The organism is Desulfobotulus mexicanus, from assembly GCF_006175995.1.
Lineage (GTDB): Bacteria > Desulfobacterota > Desulfobacteria > Desulfobacterales > ASO4-4 > Desulfobotulus > Desulfobotulus mexicanus.
Genome location: NZ_VDMB01000003.1, coordinates 122580 through 140802, shown reverse-complemented (window position 1 = coordinate 140802; position 18223 = coordinate 122580). Strand labels below are relative to the sequence as shown.

General features: G+C 45.9%; 11 protein-coding genes and 1 tRNA gene. 10 read left to right on the top strand and 2 right to left on the bottom strand.

Translation table 11 applies throughout. The annotated features are described in order from the left end of the window. Positions 1-6: 6 nt before the first annotated feature. Positions 7-267 (top strand): hypothetical protein, encoded by a 261-nt coding sequence (locus tag FIM25_RS03980; protein ID WP_139446541.1) that lies wholly within the window; start codon positions 7-9, stop codon positions 265-267. Positions 268-297: 30 nt separating this feature from the next. Further along, positions 298-2337, top strand: a complete 2040-nt coding sequence (ligA, locus tag FIM25_RS03975) for an NAD-dependent DNA ligase LigA (protein ID WP_139446540.1) — start codon at positions 298-300, stop codon at positions 2335-2337. 540 nt (positions 2338-2877) lie between these two features. Here the strand turns inward: ligA and FIM25_RS03970 are convergent. Together FIM25_RS03970 and tadA are read right to left on the bottom strand one after the other, a co-directional pair. Next, complete coding sequence (locus FIM25_RS03970; RefSeq protein WP_139446538.1) at positions 2878-4164, bottom strand: adenylosuccinate synthase; 1287 nt, start codon at positions 4162-4164, stop codon at positions 2878-2880. A gap of 113 nt (positions 4165-4277) precedes the next feature. Then, the gene (gene tadA, locus FIM25_RS03965) at positions 4278-4802 is read right to left on the bottom strand and encodes a tRNA adenosine(34) deaminase TadA (protein ID WP_281279293.1); all 525 of its coding nucleotides are present in this window, start codon (positions 4800-4802) and stop codon (positions 4278-4280) included. Positions 4803-4832: 30 nt separating this feature from the next. On the opposite strand from tadA, the gene FIM25_RS03960 reads away from it, so the two are divergent. From FIM25_RS03960 to pglZ, 8 genes are all read left to right on the top strand, one after another. Continuing rightward, positions 4833-4909 (top strand) — tRNA-Arg (locus FIM25_RS03960). 247 nt (positions 4910-5156) lie between these two features. Next, complete coding sequence (locus FIM25_RS03955) at positions 5157-5744, top strand: DUF1819 family protein (RefSeq protein WP_139446534.1); 588 nt, start codon at positions 5157-5159, stop codon at positions 5742-5744. Positions 5745-5767: 23 nt separating this feature from the next. Then, on the top strand, positions 5768-6379 hold the full coding sequence (locus tag FIM25_RS03950; RefSeq protein WP_246052008.1) for a DUF1788 domain-containing protein: 612 nt from the start codon (positions 5768-5770) through the stop codon (positions 6377-6379). Positions 6380-6391: 12 nt separating this feature from the next. Then, entirely contained in the window at positions 6392-9991 is a 3600-nt protein-coding gene (gene brxC, locus FIM25_RS03945; RefSeq protein ID WP_139446530.1) for a BREX system P-loop protein BrxC, read from the top strand. Continuing rightward, the gene (gene pglX / locus FIM25_RS03940) at positions 9991-13713 is read left to right on the top strand and encodes a BREX-1 system adenine-specific DNA-methyltransferase PglX (protein WP_139446528.1); all 3723 of its coding nucleotides are present in this window, start codon (positions 9991-9993) and stop codon (positions 13711-13713) included. The genes brxC and pglX overlap by 1 nt, the downstream gene beginning before the upstream one ends. A 1-nt stretch (position 13714) precedes the next feature. Further along, complete coding sequence (locus tag FIM25_RS03935; RefSeq protein WP_139446526.1) at positions 13715-14992, top strand: AAA family ATPase; 1278 nt, start codon at positions 13715-13717, stop codon at positions 14990-14992. Continuing rightward, positions 14989-15627 (top strand): retron system putative HNH endonuclease, encoded by a 639-nt coding sequence (locus FIM25_RS03930; protein WP_139446524.1) that lies wholly within the window; start codon positions 14989-14991, stop codon positions 15625-15627. Before FIM25_RS03935 ends, FIM25_RS03930 begins: the two co-directional genes overlap by 4 nt. After that, positions 15620-18199, top strand: a complete 2580-nt coding sequence (gene pglZ / locus FIM25_RS03925) for a BREX-1 system phosphatase PglZ type A (protein ID WP_139446522.1) — start codon at positions 15620-15622, stop codon at positions 18197-18199. Before FIM25_RS03930 ends, pglZ begins: the two co-directional genes overlap by 8 nt. Positions 18200-18223: the final 24 nt, after the last annotated feature.

Genomic DNA, 18223 nt, shown 5'->3' with positions numbered 1-18223 from the left:
GGTAGAATGGCTGGTTTTGATCCGTCAAAGGATAAGGTTTTGAAATCATGGAGAAGTGAGGAAACAGGTCTTGTGGTTGCCATACACAGCTATGACGGCGGTGAGGCCAAGTTGCAGATCGGACCGAGGATGCTGAAAAAAAAGGATGGTTCCGACAGGGCACCCGTGAAGTCGGGCAGGCTGACCATCGAGGATGTGCAGTGGATCTATGATAACATAGATGACATAAAAGATGGGCTGGAAGAACATAACAATCCCATGGATTGATGAATGGAGCAGGAGAGGGGCAAAGGGTCCATGGAAAAACCGTTGAAAGAAAGCAAAGGGCAGTGCAGCGAAGAAGAACGTCAGCGTGCTGCCCTTCTCCGCAATGATCTGTCACGGCACAGCTACCGCTATTATGTGCTGGATGATCCGGAAATTACCGATGCAGCCTATGATGCCCTTTTTCGGGAGCTTCAGGAGCTGGAAGGGCGTTTTCCAGAACTGAAAACCCAGGATTCCCCCACCCTGAGGGTGGGAGCGCCTCCCCTTTCGGGTTTTTCTTCGGTGTTTCATCGTCTTCCCATGCTCAGCCTTGAAAATGCCTTTGATGAGGGGGAGTTTTTTGCCTTTGTTCAGCGCATCCGGAAAGGCGTGGCAGGGGAGCTGCTTTTTTCCGTGGAGCCTAAGTTTGACGGCATTGCCGTTTCCCTGCGCTATGAGAATGGTGTTCTGACAGAGGCAGCCACACGGGGGGATGGCCTTGTGGGCGAAGGTGTTACGGAAAATGTGAGGACCATTGCCAACCTTCCCCTTCGCCTGAGGGTGGAAGATCCACCTGCGGTGCTGGAAGTGAGGGGCGAGGTGCTCATGGACCGTAAAGGTTTTAAAGTCCTGAACCTAAGCCGGGAAAAAGCCGGAGAAGCCCCCTTTGCCAACCCGAGAAATGCCGCTTCCGGCTCCCTGCGTCAGCTGGATTCCCGCATTACGGCCACACGGCCCTTACGCTTTTTTGCCCATGGTATGGGAGAGGTGGAGGGCCTTTTTCTTTCCTCTATGGCAGAATTGTTTGCCTTTCTCAGATCCGCAGGTTTTGCCCTGAGTCCTCTGGCACAGAGTGCTATGCCGCCGGAAAAGGTTCCGCAGATTTATGCGGAAATGGTGGAACGCCGGGAGTCTCTGGACTACGAGGTGGATGGCATGGTGATCAAGGTGGAAGATTTTGATCTCCAGACCCGACTCGGTATGACATCCCGTACGCCGAGGTGGGCGCTGGCCTGGAAATTCCCTGCCATGGAAGCCCGTACCCGTCTGGAAAGAATAGAAGTGCAGGTGGGCCGTACCGGTGTTCTTACGCCTGTGGCCATTCTCACTCCTGTGGAAGTGGGCGGCGTAACTGTGAGCCGGGCCACACTGCATAACATGGATGAAATTCTCCGCAAGGATATCCGCATCGGAGATCAGGTTTTTATTCAGCGGGCAGGGGATGTTATTCCTAAGGTTGTGAAGGTGATTGAGCATCTGAGGGATGGCTCGGAAACTATTTTTCAGATGCCGGATCACTGCCCTGTATGTGGCAGCCTTGTGGTGCAGGAAGAGGGGGAGGTGGCTGTGCGCTGCGTGTCCGTAACCTGTCCTGCCCAGCTCAAGGAAAAAATCCGCCATTTTGCTTCCAAGCCAGCTCTGGATATGGATGGTATGGGTGAAAAACTTGTGGCCCAGCTTGTGGACAGGGGGCTTGTAAAGACCTTTGCGGATCTCTTTTGTCTGGATGCGCCAGCCCTTGCTGCCATGGATCGTATGGGTGAAAAATCAGCGTCCAATATTGTAAGGGCCATCCATGACCGGAAAAAAACTTCATTCCACCGCCTGCTCTATGGTCTGGGCATCCGTCATGTGGGTGTTCACACGGCAAAAATTCTAGGTCAGCGTTTCCGGACTTTTGAAGATCTCATGGACGCAGATGTGGAAAGTCTGGCTTCCGTGGAAGGTGTCGGTCCTGTACTTGCTGAGGCCATCCGGGATTATTTTTCTCGTGAGGAGAACAGGGAAGCACTGAAGGCTTTGTTTGCCGCAGGCCTTGAAGTGGAGGAGGGTGAAGCAAAGACAGAGGGGAACAGGCAGCTTGAGGGAAAAACCTTTGTCATAACCGGTATTCTTCCTGTTCTTTCCAGAAAGGATGCCCAGGATCTTATCACCGCAGCAGGCGGGAGAGTGGCGGGCAGTGTCAGTGCTAAAACCAGTTATGTGGTGGCAGGGGAAAAGGCGGGAAGCAAGTATGAAAAAGCCCTCTCCCTGAATGTTCCCATTCTGGATGAAGAGGGCTTTAAAAAGCTTTTGGCATCAGATATGTGATTGCTTGAAGCATTCACAGGGGCAGGCCTGAAGGCCTGCCCGTATTAAAATATCTGCTCGTAACGTAACTGTTCAGCACCATTTTCCAAGTACCATACCTGCAAGACAGATGCACAGGCCCCAGGCTATTTGCCCGTGACGCAATCCGGCACTCAAGCTGAAAAGCTCAAGCCCTTTACGGGAGCAAAAAGTGCCTATGGATCTTGAGTGCCGGATTCGGGAGCTTCTTGCCCTGTGCGGAAGCGGCAAAAACTCCCCGCCACAGGCAGGATAAGCTTTTTGATTACCATGGCAGGCCTTGGTACGCTGCCTTTGTGGCGGGTCAGACAGTTGCCGCTTCTTTCGCACAGGCCTGTAAAGCTCTGATCCGAAACGATTGCAATGTCACTTGCAAATAGCCACGGAGCCTTGCAATAGTACAAAGCTGCTGCAATTACAGTATGTGCCGTTCAGAATAAACTGTGCTGAATAATTACCTCGTAATCATGATCTGACAATAATCTGACCAGCAAGCTGTGGCTGAGTCCGGTAGTCATCAGATTATTTTATGGGACGCTGTATAATCGTTTCTTCCCGTCCGGGGCCTACGGAAATAATATTGATGGGCACACCGGCAAGGGTTTCAATCCGTTCAAGGTATTTTTTTGCATTTTCAGGCAGCCCGTCATAATCCTTAACCTTTGAGATATCTTCTTCCCATCCCGGCAGGGTTTCGTAAACGGGCACACAGCTGTCCAGTTCCTTGAGCGAAGCGGGAACATAGGAAATGATCGTTCCGTTAAGATTGTATCCTGTGCATATTTTCAGCTCAGGAAGTCCTCCCAGTACATCCAGCTTTGTGATCACCAGCCCCGTGAGGGCATTGAGGCGTGTCGCATTGTCCAGGATGACCATGTCCAGCCATCCGCAGCGCCTTGTCCGGCCTGTGGTAGCCCCGAATTCCGCCCCTTTTTTCTGAATAAACTGCCCTGTTTCATCCAGAAGCTCCGTTGGAAAAGGCCCGGCACCCACACGGGTGGTATAGGCTTTGACAATCCCCAGAATATCCGTGATGCGTCCCGGTCCTACACCTGAGCCTGCACAGGCATTGCCGGATACGGTATTCGAGGAGGTGACAAAGGGATAGGTTCCGTGGTCAATGTCCAGATGAGTGCCCTGGGCGCCTTCAAAAAGAACGGAGCGGCCCTGCTCCATGGTTTGATCCAGATCCACGGATACGTTGGCGATATGAGGCGCAAGGCGGCGGGCATAGTCCGTATATTCTTTATGGATGGCTTCTTCTGAAAGACCTTCTGCACCAAAGAAGCTTACCAGCATGTGGTTTTTTTCTTTGATATTGATGCTGAGGCGTTCGGTGAAAACATCAGGGTCAAGGAGTTCCACAAAGCGGATACCCCGGCGTGAGGCCTTATCTTCGTAGCAGGGGCCAATGCCCCGTCCTGTAGTCCCGATTTTTCTTTTGCCGTCGCTGGCTTCACGGGCATTGTCCAGGGCCTTGTGATAGGGGAAAATGACATGGGCTTTTTCACTGATGCGGAGGTTGTGGGGGCCGATATCCACACCCTTGCCCGCAAGATAATCAATTTCTTCCAGAAGTACCGCAGGATCTACCACCACACCATTGCCGATGTAGCAGGTTTTTCCCTGAAGGATGCCGGAAGGCACCAGATGGCTTACAAATTTCTCTCCGGCCACCACCATGGTATGTCCTGCGTTGTTGCCGCCCTGAAAGCGTACAACACTGTCTGCGTGTTCCGAGAGAAGATCAACAATTTTTCCCTTGCCTTCATCTCCCCACTGGGTTCCCACAATTACGATATTGCCCACGTCTGACTCCTTATTTTTTCCCCGGAAAAAATCCAGAAAAAAACCGGAATGCCGGTGAAGCGTTTCCGGTCGAAGAGGGTTTTTTGCCTTTATGTTTCAACGAAAAAGCAGGATTACACCTGCTGTTTTTTTCTTTCTTTTGCAAGGGCTCTTTTTTCACGGAAAAAAAGCTGCACAATTTCTCTGCAGGGCTGTTCCAGTATGCCGCCCTGTACATCCATACGGTGATTCAGCCGGGTGTCATTTGAAAAATCATAAAGAGACCCCGCAGCACCCCATTTTATATCTGCCGCACCATAGACAAGTCTTCCTATGCGTGCATGGACTATGGCTCCCATGCACATGATGCAGGGTTCCATGGTGACATATAAAGTTGTATCCGGCAGTCTGTAATTTCCCATGCATTCCGAAGCCTTTCGGAGCACAAGGATTTCCGCATGGGCTGTAGGGTCGCAGTTGCTGATGGTTCTGTTCCAGGCGGTGGCCAGCACCGTACCTGTTTTTTGAACAATCACTGCACCTATCGGAACTTCATCAATTTGTCCAGCCTTTTTAGCAGCATCCAGGGCAAGCTGCATGTAGTATTCATCTTCCATAAAAAAATTGTATACGCAGATTTTATGTTTGACAAGCTGCAAAGCTTACTCTATAAGTCGTCTCAGTTTTGAGCGCCCGTAGCTCAGCTGGATAGAGTACCGGACTACGAATCCGTAGGTCGCACGTTCGAATCGTGCCGGGCGCGCCATAAAAAATCAAGGGCTTACAGCATAAGGCTGTAAGCCTTTTTTGTTTTTGGAAAATGGAACACCAGAAAATCCCAGTTTTATCCCAATCTTCGTCTTTACTCCTTCCCCATTGCCACCACTTTATAAAAGCTGTAACAGAACATCATAAGAGCAGGCGTTTGAAAAAATATTATCCTGCCTCATTCTTATTGATGCAGGCATTTTGTATGAACGGACCCATCCACTTCAGATGATGGTATTTTATCTATGGAAACAAGTAATTATAGTCTTTCCTTTACAACCGGGGGACTCTTCTTGAATGAGGCTCTTACTCTGGCAGGTCTTTATCTGGATACTGATGACTGGCTTTTTGTTCAAAAAACAGCTTTAAGGGATAATCTTTTTCAGTCAAGAACCCTGACCACATTAAAAAAATTGTGTAATGTCAATATTTCCCGCCTTAAAATGCTTCAAAAAAATGAGCTTGAATTTATGCTGTCCTGCTGTCGTCAGGAACAGGCATATATGCTATGGATAGCCATATGCAGAAGGTACAGCTTCATAGCTGAGTTTGCTGTGGAAGTTCTAAGGGAAAATTTTTTCACGGGTAAACCGGATCTCACCTTTGATGATTTTGAAATGTTTTTTAGCAGAAAATCCCAATGGCATCCTGAGCTTGATGCCATACGGTCTTCAACAAAAAAGAAGCTTCGTCAGGTGCTTTTCAGGATACTCCGTGAAGCTGATCTTATTACAAAAGACAATAAGATTCAGCCAGCCCTCCTAAGTCCTGAGTTTATCCGGATTATCCGACAGGGTAATGCTGGGGAGTTTGCTTATTTTCCTCTTTTTTAAGGGGATCTGAAAGGAAGGCCAACTTGAAAAATGATCCATCTTTGATGCCGATAAAAGACAGGTTTGAATTCCTTGTCTCTGTAATTTCAGGCCAGCGTTTTTTGCAAAAGCAGGGTATTGGCAATGAGGTCCCTTTTTTTATCTGTCCTTTCAGACCGGAAGAAGCTACGGATATGGAAAGACTTATAAAAAACCTTATCAGGCAGCTTGAAAAGTCTGATATTAAGGTTCTCCATATCAATCTTTATGACCTTTCCATTGATCTTTTGAAAGAAAGGGAAATATGGCAGCAGATTATGGAGGTGGAAAATGAGGTTTCAAAGGAAGAGCTGATGGAGCTTCTTCGGGGAGTTCTTGATCCTGAACATCATTTTGTTCCTGCCATTGCAGCCCGCATGGAAGAAGCTGATTTTGATCTTCTCTTTCTTTCAGGAATTGGTGAGGTTTTTCCATATATAAGGTCCCATCATCTGCTGAATAACCTTCAGAGTAAGGCCAAGGAAAAACCGACCCTGATGTTTTTTCCGGGAACCTACAGCCATTGCCTTGAGTCGGGTTCTTCTTTGGAGCTTTTTGGAAAACTCAGGGATGATAACTATTACAGGGCTTTCAATATCTATCATTGCCAGTCATAAGCGAGGAAAATCTTGAAAACACTGAAATCCATATTCAAAAAACCCGTTGATCGCAGCATAGAAGGCGTTATCAAGGCCGATGATGAATCAGAACTGCGTATTGAATTTGATGAGTATGTCCTTACGGGTGAAGCGGAAAAGCGCATTGAGTCCTTCCTTGCTGCCTATAACAACTATGAAGGGGCCAATGGTGTATGGATTTCAGGATTTTTTGGTTCCGGTAAATCCCATCTTTTAAAGATTCTTGCCTATGTACTTGAAAACAGGGAAATAGATGGAGAGACCGCCCTGAATTTTTTTCTTCCTAAATGTGCAGACAATAAGATTTTAAGCGGAGATTTAAAAAGGGCCGTTCAGATTCCTTCCAAAAGCATTCTTTTTAACATTGATCAGAAAGCCGATGTTATCAGTAAAACCCAGATGGATGCCCTGCTTGCGGTTTTTGTAAAGGTTTTTGATGAGTCCTGCGGCTACTACGGAAAACATGGGCATATTGCTCAGTTTGAACGGGATCTGGATTCCCGTGGTCTTTTGGAAGCGTTCCAGTCTGCCTATGCACAAACAGCAGGAAAACCATGGCAGAGGGGAAGGGAGCAGGCTCTTCTTGAATCAAAAAACATAGCAGAAGCCTATGCTGCGGCAACGGGGGGAGATAAAAGCGAAGCCGCAGGCATTCTCGATAAATACCGCAGCCAGTACAGGGTCTCCATAGAGGATTTTGCCGAAAAGGTGAATGACTGGATAGAAAGACAGGTTCCGGGTTTCAGGCTCAATTTTTTTGTGGATGAGGTGGGCCAGTACATCGCCAACAACACAAAGCTCATGACAAACCTTCAGACCATTGCAGAAAGCCTTGCTACCCGGTGCCGGGGCAGATCATGGGTGATTGTTACGGCCCAGGAAGATATGTCCCGGGTCATCGGTGAAATGGACAGACACAAGGGGAACGATTTTACAAAAATTCAGGCCCGTTTTTCCAACCGCATGAAACTTACCAGTGCCGATGTGGCAGAGGTTATTCAAAAACGCCTGCTGAAGAAAAACGAAGAAGGCGTTGCTTTGCTTTCTGATCTTTATAAAAACCAGTCCAACAATTTTAAAACCCTTTTTGATTTTACAGATGGATCGGTGCATTATCGCAATTTTACTGATGAAGAGCATTTCATTGATACCTATCCCTTTGTGCCCTATCAGTTTGCCCTGTTCCAGTCTGCAATTCAGAACCTCTCCATACACAATGCCTTTGAAGGAAAGCACAGCTCTGTGGGTGAAAGATCCATGCTGGCGGTTTTTCAGCAGGTGGCCATTCACATAGGCAACCACCTTCCCGGAGAACTTGCCACCTTTGATCTGATGTTTGAAGGTATCCGTACGGCACTGAAAGCCCGGATTCAGCAGCCAGTCCAGCAGGCAGAAATCCATCTGGGCCATCCCTTTGGGGTTCGCATTCTCAAAGCCCTTTTCCTTGTAAAATATGTAAAAGAATTCAAGCCTTCCATCAGAAACTTAAGTGTTCTCATGCTTAAAGGCTTTGATCAGGATCTTTCAAGCCTTAAAAAAGAGATAGAAGAAGCCCTGAATCTCCTTGAGCAGCAGACCTATATCCAGCGCAACGGTGATCTCTATGCCTACCTCACGGATGAAGAAAAGGATATTGAAGAAGAGATCAAGAATACGGAAATTGAAACATCCGAGATTGCCTCAGAGCTTAAAAAAATAATTTTTGATCAGATTGTCAGGCTAAGAAAAATTCCTTTGGATTCCAATGGGCAGCATTTTATTTTTTCCAGAAAACTCGATGACCGTCTTTATGACCGTGAACAGGAACTGAGCATCCATGTGATCAGCCCTTTCCATGAACATGCAGAAAATCTGGAAATGATCCGCATCAAATCAAATTATGATATGGACGAGCTTTTTGTTCTGATGCCAGCCGATGCAAGGCTTATGCAGGATCTTATGATGCTTAAGAAAACGGAAAAGTATGTAAGACAGAATACCACTGCGGCCCAGCAGGATTCCGTAAAAAGAATACTGGATCAAAAAATTTCCCAGAATCAGGAAAGAGGGCGGGAAATTGAATCGCGTATTCAGGAGCTCTTGGGTAAAGCGAGGCTTCTTGTGGCGGGTAAGGAGCTGGATCTGAAGTCAGGAGAAGCTCAGGCCAGGATAAAGGCAGGTTTTCAGGAGCTTGTGGCCCTCAGTTATCCCAATCTTAAAATCCTGAAAGGCCTTTCCTATAATGAAGATGATATATCAAGCCATCTTCATCGCAATAAAGATGCGCTGTTTGGCACGGATGCTGCCCCCATGTCTGAGGCGGAGCAGGAAGTTCTCAGTTTTATCACATCCAATAAAAAAGCAGCCATACGAAATACGGTGAAGGGCGTTCTTGAAAGGTTTGAAAAAAAGCCCTATGGCTGGCCCTATCCGGCCATACTTTCAAATCTGGCTTCCCTTATGGTAAGGGGCAAGGTTGAAATCAGGTATGATACCAACCTGCTTGAGGAAAAGGCCTATGAAAAAATGCTCCGGAATACCCAGGCCCACCCCAGACTTGTTCTGGAACCTCAGGTTGAATTTGCTGCTTCTCAGGTGCGTAAGCTGAAAGAATTTTATGAAGAATTTTTTAATCAGCCCGCAGCTTCCACTGAGGCAAAAGCTCTGGCAAGGGACACGGATGCGGCCTTGCAGAAACTCAAGCAGCTTATGGAAAAACTCCTGAGCCAATCTTCCCGCTATCCTTTTTTAAACGCACTGGCTCCCGCTGTTGAAACTCTTAAGGAATGCTCAGAAAAACCCTATGACTGGTATCTCACAGAGCTTGGCCGCCATGAAGACAGGCTTTATGACCTGAAAGAGGATCTTATTGACCCTGTCATCAGGTTCATGGAGGGTTCCCAAAGGGAAATTTTTGATCAGGCCATGGACTTTATGGCTGAGCAGAAAGATAATTTTGCATGTATTCAAAGGGAAGGTGATTCTGCCTTTGAGTTAAAGGAATCAGGACATGCTTATATTTCGCCTGAAGTTCTTCAAAAAGCCTTGAATGATCCCCGGTGCTTCAAGGGTAACGGAATGCAGCAGATAAAGGCCCATGTGGGTGCCCTGGAAAGGGAAATCAAAAAGAGGATTGAGGCTGAAATATTAAGCGCAAAGAAAAATATAGAAGAACTGAAAACCCGCATCTGCACCATGGAAGAATTTTTAAAGCTCAATGAAAACCAGAAAGATGAGATCATAAAGTCCTTTGATGAAAGTATCAAAGGCATTGAAAAACAGAAACTCATACCTGTTATCCGTGACAGCCTGCGTCATTTTGAAGATACAAAATATCAGCGGCTGCTTTCAAGGATAACTCTGTGGGCACAGCCCGTACCTCTTTCAAAGCCTTCTTTAGAACCGGAACCTGATCCTTTGTCCGGGGATAGACCCAAAGCCGCCTTTGAGAAAAAACCTGAACCGGTCATAGAGTATGTGCCCAGCCGTAACGTCAGGGTTGCCTTTGATAAGGCATGGCTTGCGGATGAAAAAGATGTGGAGCGATACATCCATTCCATGAAAAATGCACTGCTGGAAGAGATCCGAAAAGGAAAAAGGATTCAAATCTAATGGATACCTCAAAGCTTAAAAAATTTGCCCAGTCTGCCCGGCGTACCCTGATGGGAGAGGTTGCATCCAAAATAAATCAGGTTCTGGCAGAAGGCAGTGCCGCCCGAAGGGAAAACCCCGAAGCCGTAAGAACATTGCAGGAAGCCATCAAAGAGCAGGGCAGGGAACAGGTGGAAGAACGGGTAGCCTACACCTGGTTCAACCGATTCTGCGCCCTGCGTTTCATGGATGTTAACCACTACAGCCATATCCGCATTGTGTCTCCCGCAGACGGACAGCACCAGCCCGAAATTCTCGCTGAAGCCAAGATGGGCCACATGGATGAAGATCTGATTCCTGAAAAAATCAGAGTGCAGATTTCAGACCTTCTCAATGGCAGAGCCGTCAGCCCTGACCCCCAGGGCGAAGCCTACCGCATGATGGTGGTTGCAGTCTGTAACTACTGGAACGCATCCATGCCCTTCATGTTCCAGCGCATCAATGATTATACCGAACTTCTCATGCCAGATGCCCTTCTTGCAGAAAATTCCATTCTCCACCAAACACGGGAGGCCCTGACACCGGAAATCTGTGAGGATGTGGAAGTCATCGGCTGGCTTTACCAGTTTTATATTTCTGAAAAAAAAGATCAGGTCTTTGAGGGTCTGAAAAAAAATAAAAAAATTACTCCGGAAAATATCCCCGCCGCCACCCAGCTTTTTACGCCCCACTGGATTGTAAAATATCTGGTGGAAAATTCTCTGGGCAGACTCTGGATGCTGAACAGGCCGGATTCCAGGCTGGTTGAGAAGATGGCGTACTACATAAAAGAAACAGTTGGAAGTGGAGAGTGGGAAGTGGAAAGTGAAAACAGCTCTTCCCGGACATTTTTAAAAATTTCATCACCAGAGGAAATCAAAATCTGTGATCCTGCTTGTGGCTCAGGCCATATGCTCACCTATGCCTTTGATCTTCTTTACGCCATTTATGAAGAAGAAGGCTATGAACCCTCCAGAATACCGGGTCTTATCCTCAGCAATAACCTTTATGGCATTGAAATAGACGAGAGGGCAGGAAACCTTGCCTCCTTTGCACTGACCATGAAGGCCAGAAGCCATTACCGCCGTTTTTTTAAGAATATCGTTTCTCCCAATATCTGTGTGCTGGAGAATGTTGATTTATCTCTGGAAAAAAGAACCACGAATGAACACGAATGGACACAAATATTAAATGCCATGTGCAGTGCAGGCGTGGATCAGGAAGCCTTGACCCACGATCTGACCCTGTTTTCCGAGGCAGACAATTTTGGTTCCCTGCTGCGGACTCAGCTTCCCCCGGACCAGATACAAAAAGCTGTGGATGCCTTGATGGCCTACAATGAGTCGGTCAGAGCACCCGGCTTCGGCTTCCGTGAACTGGTGCATCAATGCAAAAAAGCCCTGAATCAGGCCGACTATCTCAGCCAGAAATATCATGTTGTCATTGCCAACCCGCCCTATATGGGGGGCAAGGGGATGAATGGCAGGCTGGGTGCATGGCTGAAGGATAATTATGGAGATGTAAAATCAGATTTGTTTTCTGCTTTCATGGTACGAAATACAGAACTGGCTCTCCCTAAAGGGCAGCTTGGATTTATGACCCCCTTTGTGTGGATGTTTATTTCATCCTATGAAAAACTCCGCAATTTTCTGATTAGCCAAAAAACCATTACATCACTGGTGCAGCTTGAGTATTCAGGTTTTGATGGTGCTACTGTGCCGATTTGTACCTTTACCATAGAAAATGAACATCAACCTGATTTCAAGGGCGGCTATGTGCGTCTATCGGATTTTAGAGGCTCAGAAAATCAGGGGCCTAAAACTATGGAGGCAATTCAAAACCCGGAATGCGGCTGGTTTTTCCGTGCTTCTGCTGAAAAATTCAAGGTAATACCAAGCAGTCCTATTGCTTATTGGGTAAGTGAAATTTTTGTTAATCCATTTAAAGTAGCTTCAGAAACTATTCACGATTTGACAATTTCAGATGGTCAGACAAAAACTGGAGATAATGATAAATATCTTCGTCAAAGTTGGGAGGTTGCATCATCGACAGTTGGGCCAAACGCTAAGTGGTGGCAACATCCTAAAGGAGGTCCTTACAGGAAATGGTTTGGAAATGTTGATTGGGTAATTGATTGGTCAGAGACTGCCAGAAAACACTATCAAAAAGATCATGTTGCGCGGATATTACCTGAATATTTGTGGGGAAAAAGAGGGATATCGTGGACTCTTATTACAAGTAATGAATCATCTTTTAGGACTTTAGAAGCTAATCAAATTTTTAACCTCGCTGCTCCTTCTCTATTTTTTCATGATGAAAAGAATATTGAAAAATGCCTTGGCTTTTTAAATACCAAATATGTGACAAAGTTATTAAAGGTCATTAATCCAACTCTTAATATGAATGTTGGAGAAGTACGGTGTTTACCTTTATTATATGACATAAATAGTAGAAAAGGTGAGATTAATAGAACTGTAAGACATTGTGTTACTGTTTCAAAAGCCGACTGGAACTCTTACGAAACCTCCTGGGACTTCACCATCCTCCCCCTTTTCCACCCCGACTACCGCCAGTCAACCATCAAGGCCAGCTACCAGAAGCTCCGCTCCCACTGGAAAGAAATGACCCTTGAAATGCAGCGGCTGGAGGAAGAGAACAACCGCATCTTCATAGAAGCCTACGGTCTTCAGGATGAGCTGACACCCGAGGTGCCGCTCAATGAAATCACCCTGACCTGCAACCCCTACTACCGTTACAACAGAAAACAAACCACGGAAAACACTGAACACACAGAAAAAGAACAGAACAAAGATTTTCCTTCCGTGTGTTCTGTGTATTCTGTGGTTAAAAAAGATTTTCCCATTGACCATGAGCTGGAAAAGCAACTCCTTGCCGACACCATGAAAGAGCTGATTTCCTATGCCGTCGGCTGCATGTTCGGTCGCTATGCCCTTGAAAAACCGGGGCTGATTCTGGCCAATCAGGGCGAGACCATCGAGGATTACTACAGAAAACTACAGGAACCACAAATAGACACAAATGAACACGAAGGAAAAGATAAAAAGAATATTGGTGTTGATTTGTGTTCATTCGTGGTTCAGCCTTCTTTCCCGGCCGATGACGACAATGTTATTCCCATGCTGGACGGAAACTGGTTTACCGATGATATTGTGGACAGATTTAAAAAATTTATACAGGTGGCCTTTGGGGAAGAACACTACGAAGAAAACCTTAGGTTTGTGGAAAAGGCCCTTGGTAAAGACATCCGCAAATACTTCCTCAGGGATTTCTACGCCGACCATGTAAAACGCTACAAAAAACGCCCCATCTACTGGCTCTTTTCCAGCCCCAAAGGGAGCTTCAATGCCCTGATTTACATGCACCGCTATCGCCATGATACGGTCAGCATTGTTCTGAATGAGTACCTGAGGGAGTTTCGCACCAAACTTGATGCTCAAAAAAAACACCTTGAGGCCATCAGTATCCGTTCAGATACCCCTCAGGCAGAAAAAACAAAGGCTTTGAAGGAAATTGCAAAAACAGCAAAGATGATTTCAGAGCTTGAAGCCTATGAGCGGGACATCCTTTATCCTCTGGCAACCCAGCAGATAAAAATTGATCTGGATGACGGCGTTAAGGTCAATTATCCCAGGTTCGGTGCAGCCCTGAAAAAAATTCCGGGACTGGACACAAAGGGGGATTGATATGCATATTCAAAAGCTTCTTCTTGAAAATTTTCGTGGAGCGCAGCATTTGTCCCTTTCTCTGGATAAGCACCTGAATGTCTTTGTGGGGATGAATGGTGCGGGCAAGTCCACCATTCTGGATGCTTCAGCAATCCTTTTATCATGGCTTGTCAACCGGATCAGGCATAGTGGTTCTTCGGGAAGGCCCATCACTGAAAATGATATCAGGAATGGAAAACCATCGGCAAATCTGGATCTTACCCTGAATCTGAAGGGCAGTTATTCTGGGTGGAATATCGCCAGAACCAGAAAAGGCCATAAAAAAAAGGAGCCGGTTTCTGGTTTAATTTCTGCTTCTGAAGTTGCCCGCCAGATTCAATCTGAAATATCCCAAACCAGCGGACAAACAAATATTCCCCTTTTTGCATACTACCCGGTGAACCGTGCTGTGCTGGATATTCCTCTGCGTATCCGGGATAAGCACCGCTTTGATCTTTTGTCAGCCTATGATGAATCATTGACCAGCGGGGCTAATTTCAGAACTTTTTTTGAATGGTTCAGGGAGCGGGAAGACCTTGAGAATGAAAACCGGAGGTATGCTGAAGACCTTATAAAACCGGAAGGCTATCACTTTCCAGATCCTCAGCTTGAGGCCGTGCGTAAGGCCCTTACGCTCTTTATGCCGGATTTTAAAAATTTAACGGTCCGCAGAAATCCTCTGCGTATGGAAGTTGAAAAAAACGGAGAGATTCTCAGTGTTAATCAGCTTTCAGACGGTGAAAAATGTCTGATGGCCATGGTGGGGGACATGGCACGGAGGATGGCCATTGCAAATCCTTTGCGGGACAATCCCCTTGAAGGAGAAGGTGTCTTTCTGATTGATGAAATTGAACTGCATCTTCATCCCAGATGGCAAAGGATGGTTATTCCGAAATTGACAGAAGTTTTTCCCGGATGCCAGTTTCTGATTTCCACCCATTCGCCCCATGTCATCACCCATGTGCAGCCGGATAATCTTTTCCTTCTTCGCATGGGTGAGGTCGGAATGGAAACTCTTCAGCCATCGGAATCATACGGCAAGACCGCAGAGCGAATTCTTGAAGATCTTATGGGGCTGGAAACCACCCGTCCTGATCTTGTAAAAAAAGCCCTGCGAAAAATTTATATCAAAATAGATAAAAATGAATTTGCAGAAGCAAAAGACTTAATTCAAAAGCTGGAAGAGGAGATTGGTGCAGATCCTGAACTGGTCAAGGCAAATGTGCTGATCAGGCGTAAGGAGTTGATCGGCAAATGAAATTTATCAAGAAACAAAAAGAACCCGCCGGGTTTTCTGACTGGAAAGCTTTAGCCAACGAAAATTGGCAGCCAACATATAAAAACTTGAGTGGAGAGCCTAAGAAAAAGCTAAAAATAGCTTTAATGGCGGAACAGGGGTATATCTGCTGTTACTGTGAGCGGAGGCTGAAGGATAAGGATTCTCACATCGAACATTTCATGCCCCAGAGCAATCCTGCTGTTGATCCCCTTGATTATGGCAATCTGCTGTGTTCCTGTCAGGTTCAAATAAAAGAAGGGGAACCCCGTCACTGTGGCAACCTGAAAGACAACTGGTATGATCCTGATCTTCTTATTTCACCTTTAGATCCCGACTGTGAAAGCCGTTTTGTTTTTACCGGTGACGGCTCCATCATGCCCGCCGATGATAAAGATATGGCCGCATTTAAAACCATAGAAAAACTGGGGCTGAGCATAGGGAAGCTGAATGCATTAAGGGCTGCGGCCATTGAGCCTTTTCTGGATGATCAAATACCATCAGAAGAATTTGAAAAGTTCATATCCGATTATCTTTTTAAAGATCAATCAGGGCAGTTTGCTGAGTTCTGGACAAGCATAAACTATCTTTTCGGAGGATTTTTTCAGCATGAGTGAACGCATCATTCAGGCCATGACAAGACTTTTTGAACGCCATCGTATTGTATTCTGGTATGATGCAGCAAAGGATTTAAGGCATGACTTTGAAGGCCTTTTTCTGCAAGGCATAGAAAAGATAGAAATAGCCAATAATGAATTTGGTATTAAATACCGAATTTTAAGGGAAAAGCCCGAACAGAAATTTCTTCTCTACCATGAAGGGCCTCAGCCTGCGGATATGGATAACTGGCTTCTGGATGTGTTTTTGGCACAGGGGGATTTCAGAACGGATCAGGTGGGATTGTGGCTGTCTGAACTGGAACTTGGCCCGGAGTTTTCCCATCTTGTTCAGGAACACATTGAGTTTTTTCGGGCGGGCCAGCGCAGGGACGCTTTGAAAAAAATGCTCCATGCCCATGATACGGCATCAAATATCCGGATGAAGATGCTGGCTGTCTGTGCTGCCACTACATTTCAGATGGATGCTCTTTTGGAAGAGCTTCTGGAAGAACTGGCCCTTGCGGGCAATGAGGGTTTTGGCGATCATTGCTTTTCAGGGGAAAAATACAGGCTGATTAAACGCTGTGGTCTGGATGCTTTTCTGTGGGAAAAACTCGGCCTTGAATATGGCTATGAATCAGAAAATCCCGGAGTTCAGGATTTTATTATTCAGCTTTTTAAAGATGCTTATTTTTCAAATTTTTCTGAAAAAACCCTTCTGACAGGAAATGCCCTTATCTTTTTAAAACGCTGGAAGGACAGCAGAAGGTTTGGGCATTGCTTTGAAATTCTTTCAAAAGCCTGTTCGGAAATTCTTGCCATAGAAAAAGATCTTATTCCAAGGGATTACAGAGATCTTCTGGATATGGATTATTTTGAGGAAATTGACAGAAAAATAATCCGTGAACTTGCCAAAGCCATGGCGGAACAAAGGGTTTTGGCTGTGGATGTAAGCCAATGTGTCGGTCAAAGAAGAAGCAGCCACTGGTATTCCGGATACTCCCATCTTTATGAAGCAATGGATCATGGGGCAAGGTTTACGGCTCTGCTGGCAGAGATGAATTTCCATGGCATTGCAGCTATGTATGAAGCGGAGGGCTGGAACCTTGAAGCCTGGGTGAATCAATATGCCCGGTCATGGTATTTTTTGGATCAGCTTTATCGTAAGTTTATTTTCCACTGCAACATGTCCCGTCAGGCAAGCCTCATGCAGGATCTTTCAGAGCAGATTGAAAATTTCTATGTAAACAGCTACCTCTTTACCCTCGGAAATATGTTTCAGTCTGCTGTGGACAAGGCAGAAAAATGGCTTTCTGGCTCCATAGCAAGGCAGGATGAATTTTTCAGAATCCATATCCGGCCTATTCTTGATAAGGACAAAAAGGTCTGCGTCATTGTTTCCGATGCCATGCGCTATGAAATAGGGGAAGAAATGCTGAGGCGGATTCTTCGTGAAGATCGCTATCATGCTGAAATCAGACCCATGCTTTCCATGCTGCCAAGTTATACCCAACTGGGCATGGCAGCCCTTCTGCCGAATAAAAGCCTTGTGATAAGTGACAGCAAAGGTGGCAGTGTGGATGTGGATGGCTTAAGCTCACAGGGAACAGCCGGTCGGAACAGAATTCTTGCCTCAAGTGGAATAAGGGCAAAGGCACTTAAATCCGAAGAATTCATGTCCATGAATAAAGAGGATAGCCGTGCCCTTATAAAGGAACATCAGGTTTTATACCTTTACCATAACAGAATTGATATGACAGGGGATAAGCTTGAGTCCGAAGGCAGGGTTTTTGAGGCTGTGGAAGAAACCCTGAACGATTTGATTCTCTTGATAAAAAAACTGACAAATGCCAATGTGAACAATCTTTTTATAACCTCAGACCATGGTTTTATCTATCAGAACCGAAGCATAGAAGAAAGTGACTATATTGCAGAGCCATGGTCAGGGATAAAGGCTTCAGATGAACCTGACAAGGAGGCTGGCCAGTTTATAAACCGCCGTTTTGTCATTGGAAAGAATCTTCCGGAACATGCTTCATTTAAAAAGTTTACACCTGAACAGCTTGGACTGGATGGGAATCTTGAAGTCATGATTCCAAAATCCATCAACAGGCTCAGGGTGAGGGGCTCAGGAAGCCGTTTTGTCCATGGTGGGGCTTCCCTTCAGGAAGTTGTCATCCCCCTCATAAAAATCAATAAGAAACGTGAAAGCAATGTTTCAATGGTGGATGTGGAAATTCTGCGGGGAGCAGGTTCCATGATAACGGCAGCACAGCTTGGTGTAACGCTGTATCAAATGGAAGCAGTCAAAGGAAAAATTCTTCCCAGAACCCTGAGGGCGGGCATTTATACAGAAGATGGAGAACTGATTTCTGATACCCATGATCTGATCTTTGACAGGGTATCAGAAAATCCCAGAGACAGGGAAGTCCGCCTTCGTTTTGTTCTCAGTAACAGGATCAGTGAGTTTAATAATTGCAATGTGTATCTGAGGCTCAGTGAAAAACATGGCCAGACCTCACATTTCAAAGAGTATAAATCCATCCATTACCTTGTAAGAATAGCATTTAAAGGCGATTTTGATTTTTGATTTCTTTTCAATAGATACGGGATA

What these genes read in the sequence shown, in the direction of transcription:
- FIM25_RS03980 (WP_139446541.1), top strand. Translation starts at nt 7, where the DNA reads ATGGCTGGTTTTGATCCGTCAAAGGATAAGGTTTTGAAATCATGGAGA.
- ligA (WP_139446540.1), top strand. Translation starts at nt 298, where the DNA reads ATGGAAAAACCGTTGAAAGAAAGCAAAGGGCAGTGCAGCGAAGAAGAA.
- FIM25_RS03955 (WP_139446534.1), top strand. Translation starts at nt 5,157, where the DNA reads ATGGAAACAAGTAATTATAGTCTTTCCTTTACAACCGGGGGACTCTTC.
- pglX (WP_139446528.1), top strand. Translation starts at nt 9,991, where the DNA reads ATGGATACCTCAAAGCTTAAAAAATTTGCCCAGTCTGCCCGGCGTACC.
- FIM25_RS03935 (WP_139446526.1), top strand. Translation starts at nt 13,715, where the DNA reads ATGCATATTCAAAAGCTTCTTCTTGAAAATTTTCGTGGAGCGCAGCAT.
- FIM25_RS03930 (WP_139446524.1), top strand. Translation starts at nt 14,989, where the DNA reads ATGAAATTTATCAAGAAACAAAAAGAACCCGCCGGGTTTTCTGACTGG.
- pglZ (WP_139446522.1), top strand. Translation starts at nt 15,620, where the DNA reads ATGAGTGAACGCATCATTCAGGCCATGACAAGACTTTTTGAACGCCAT.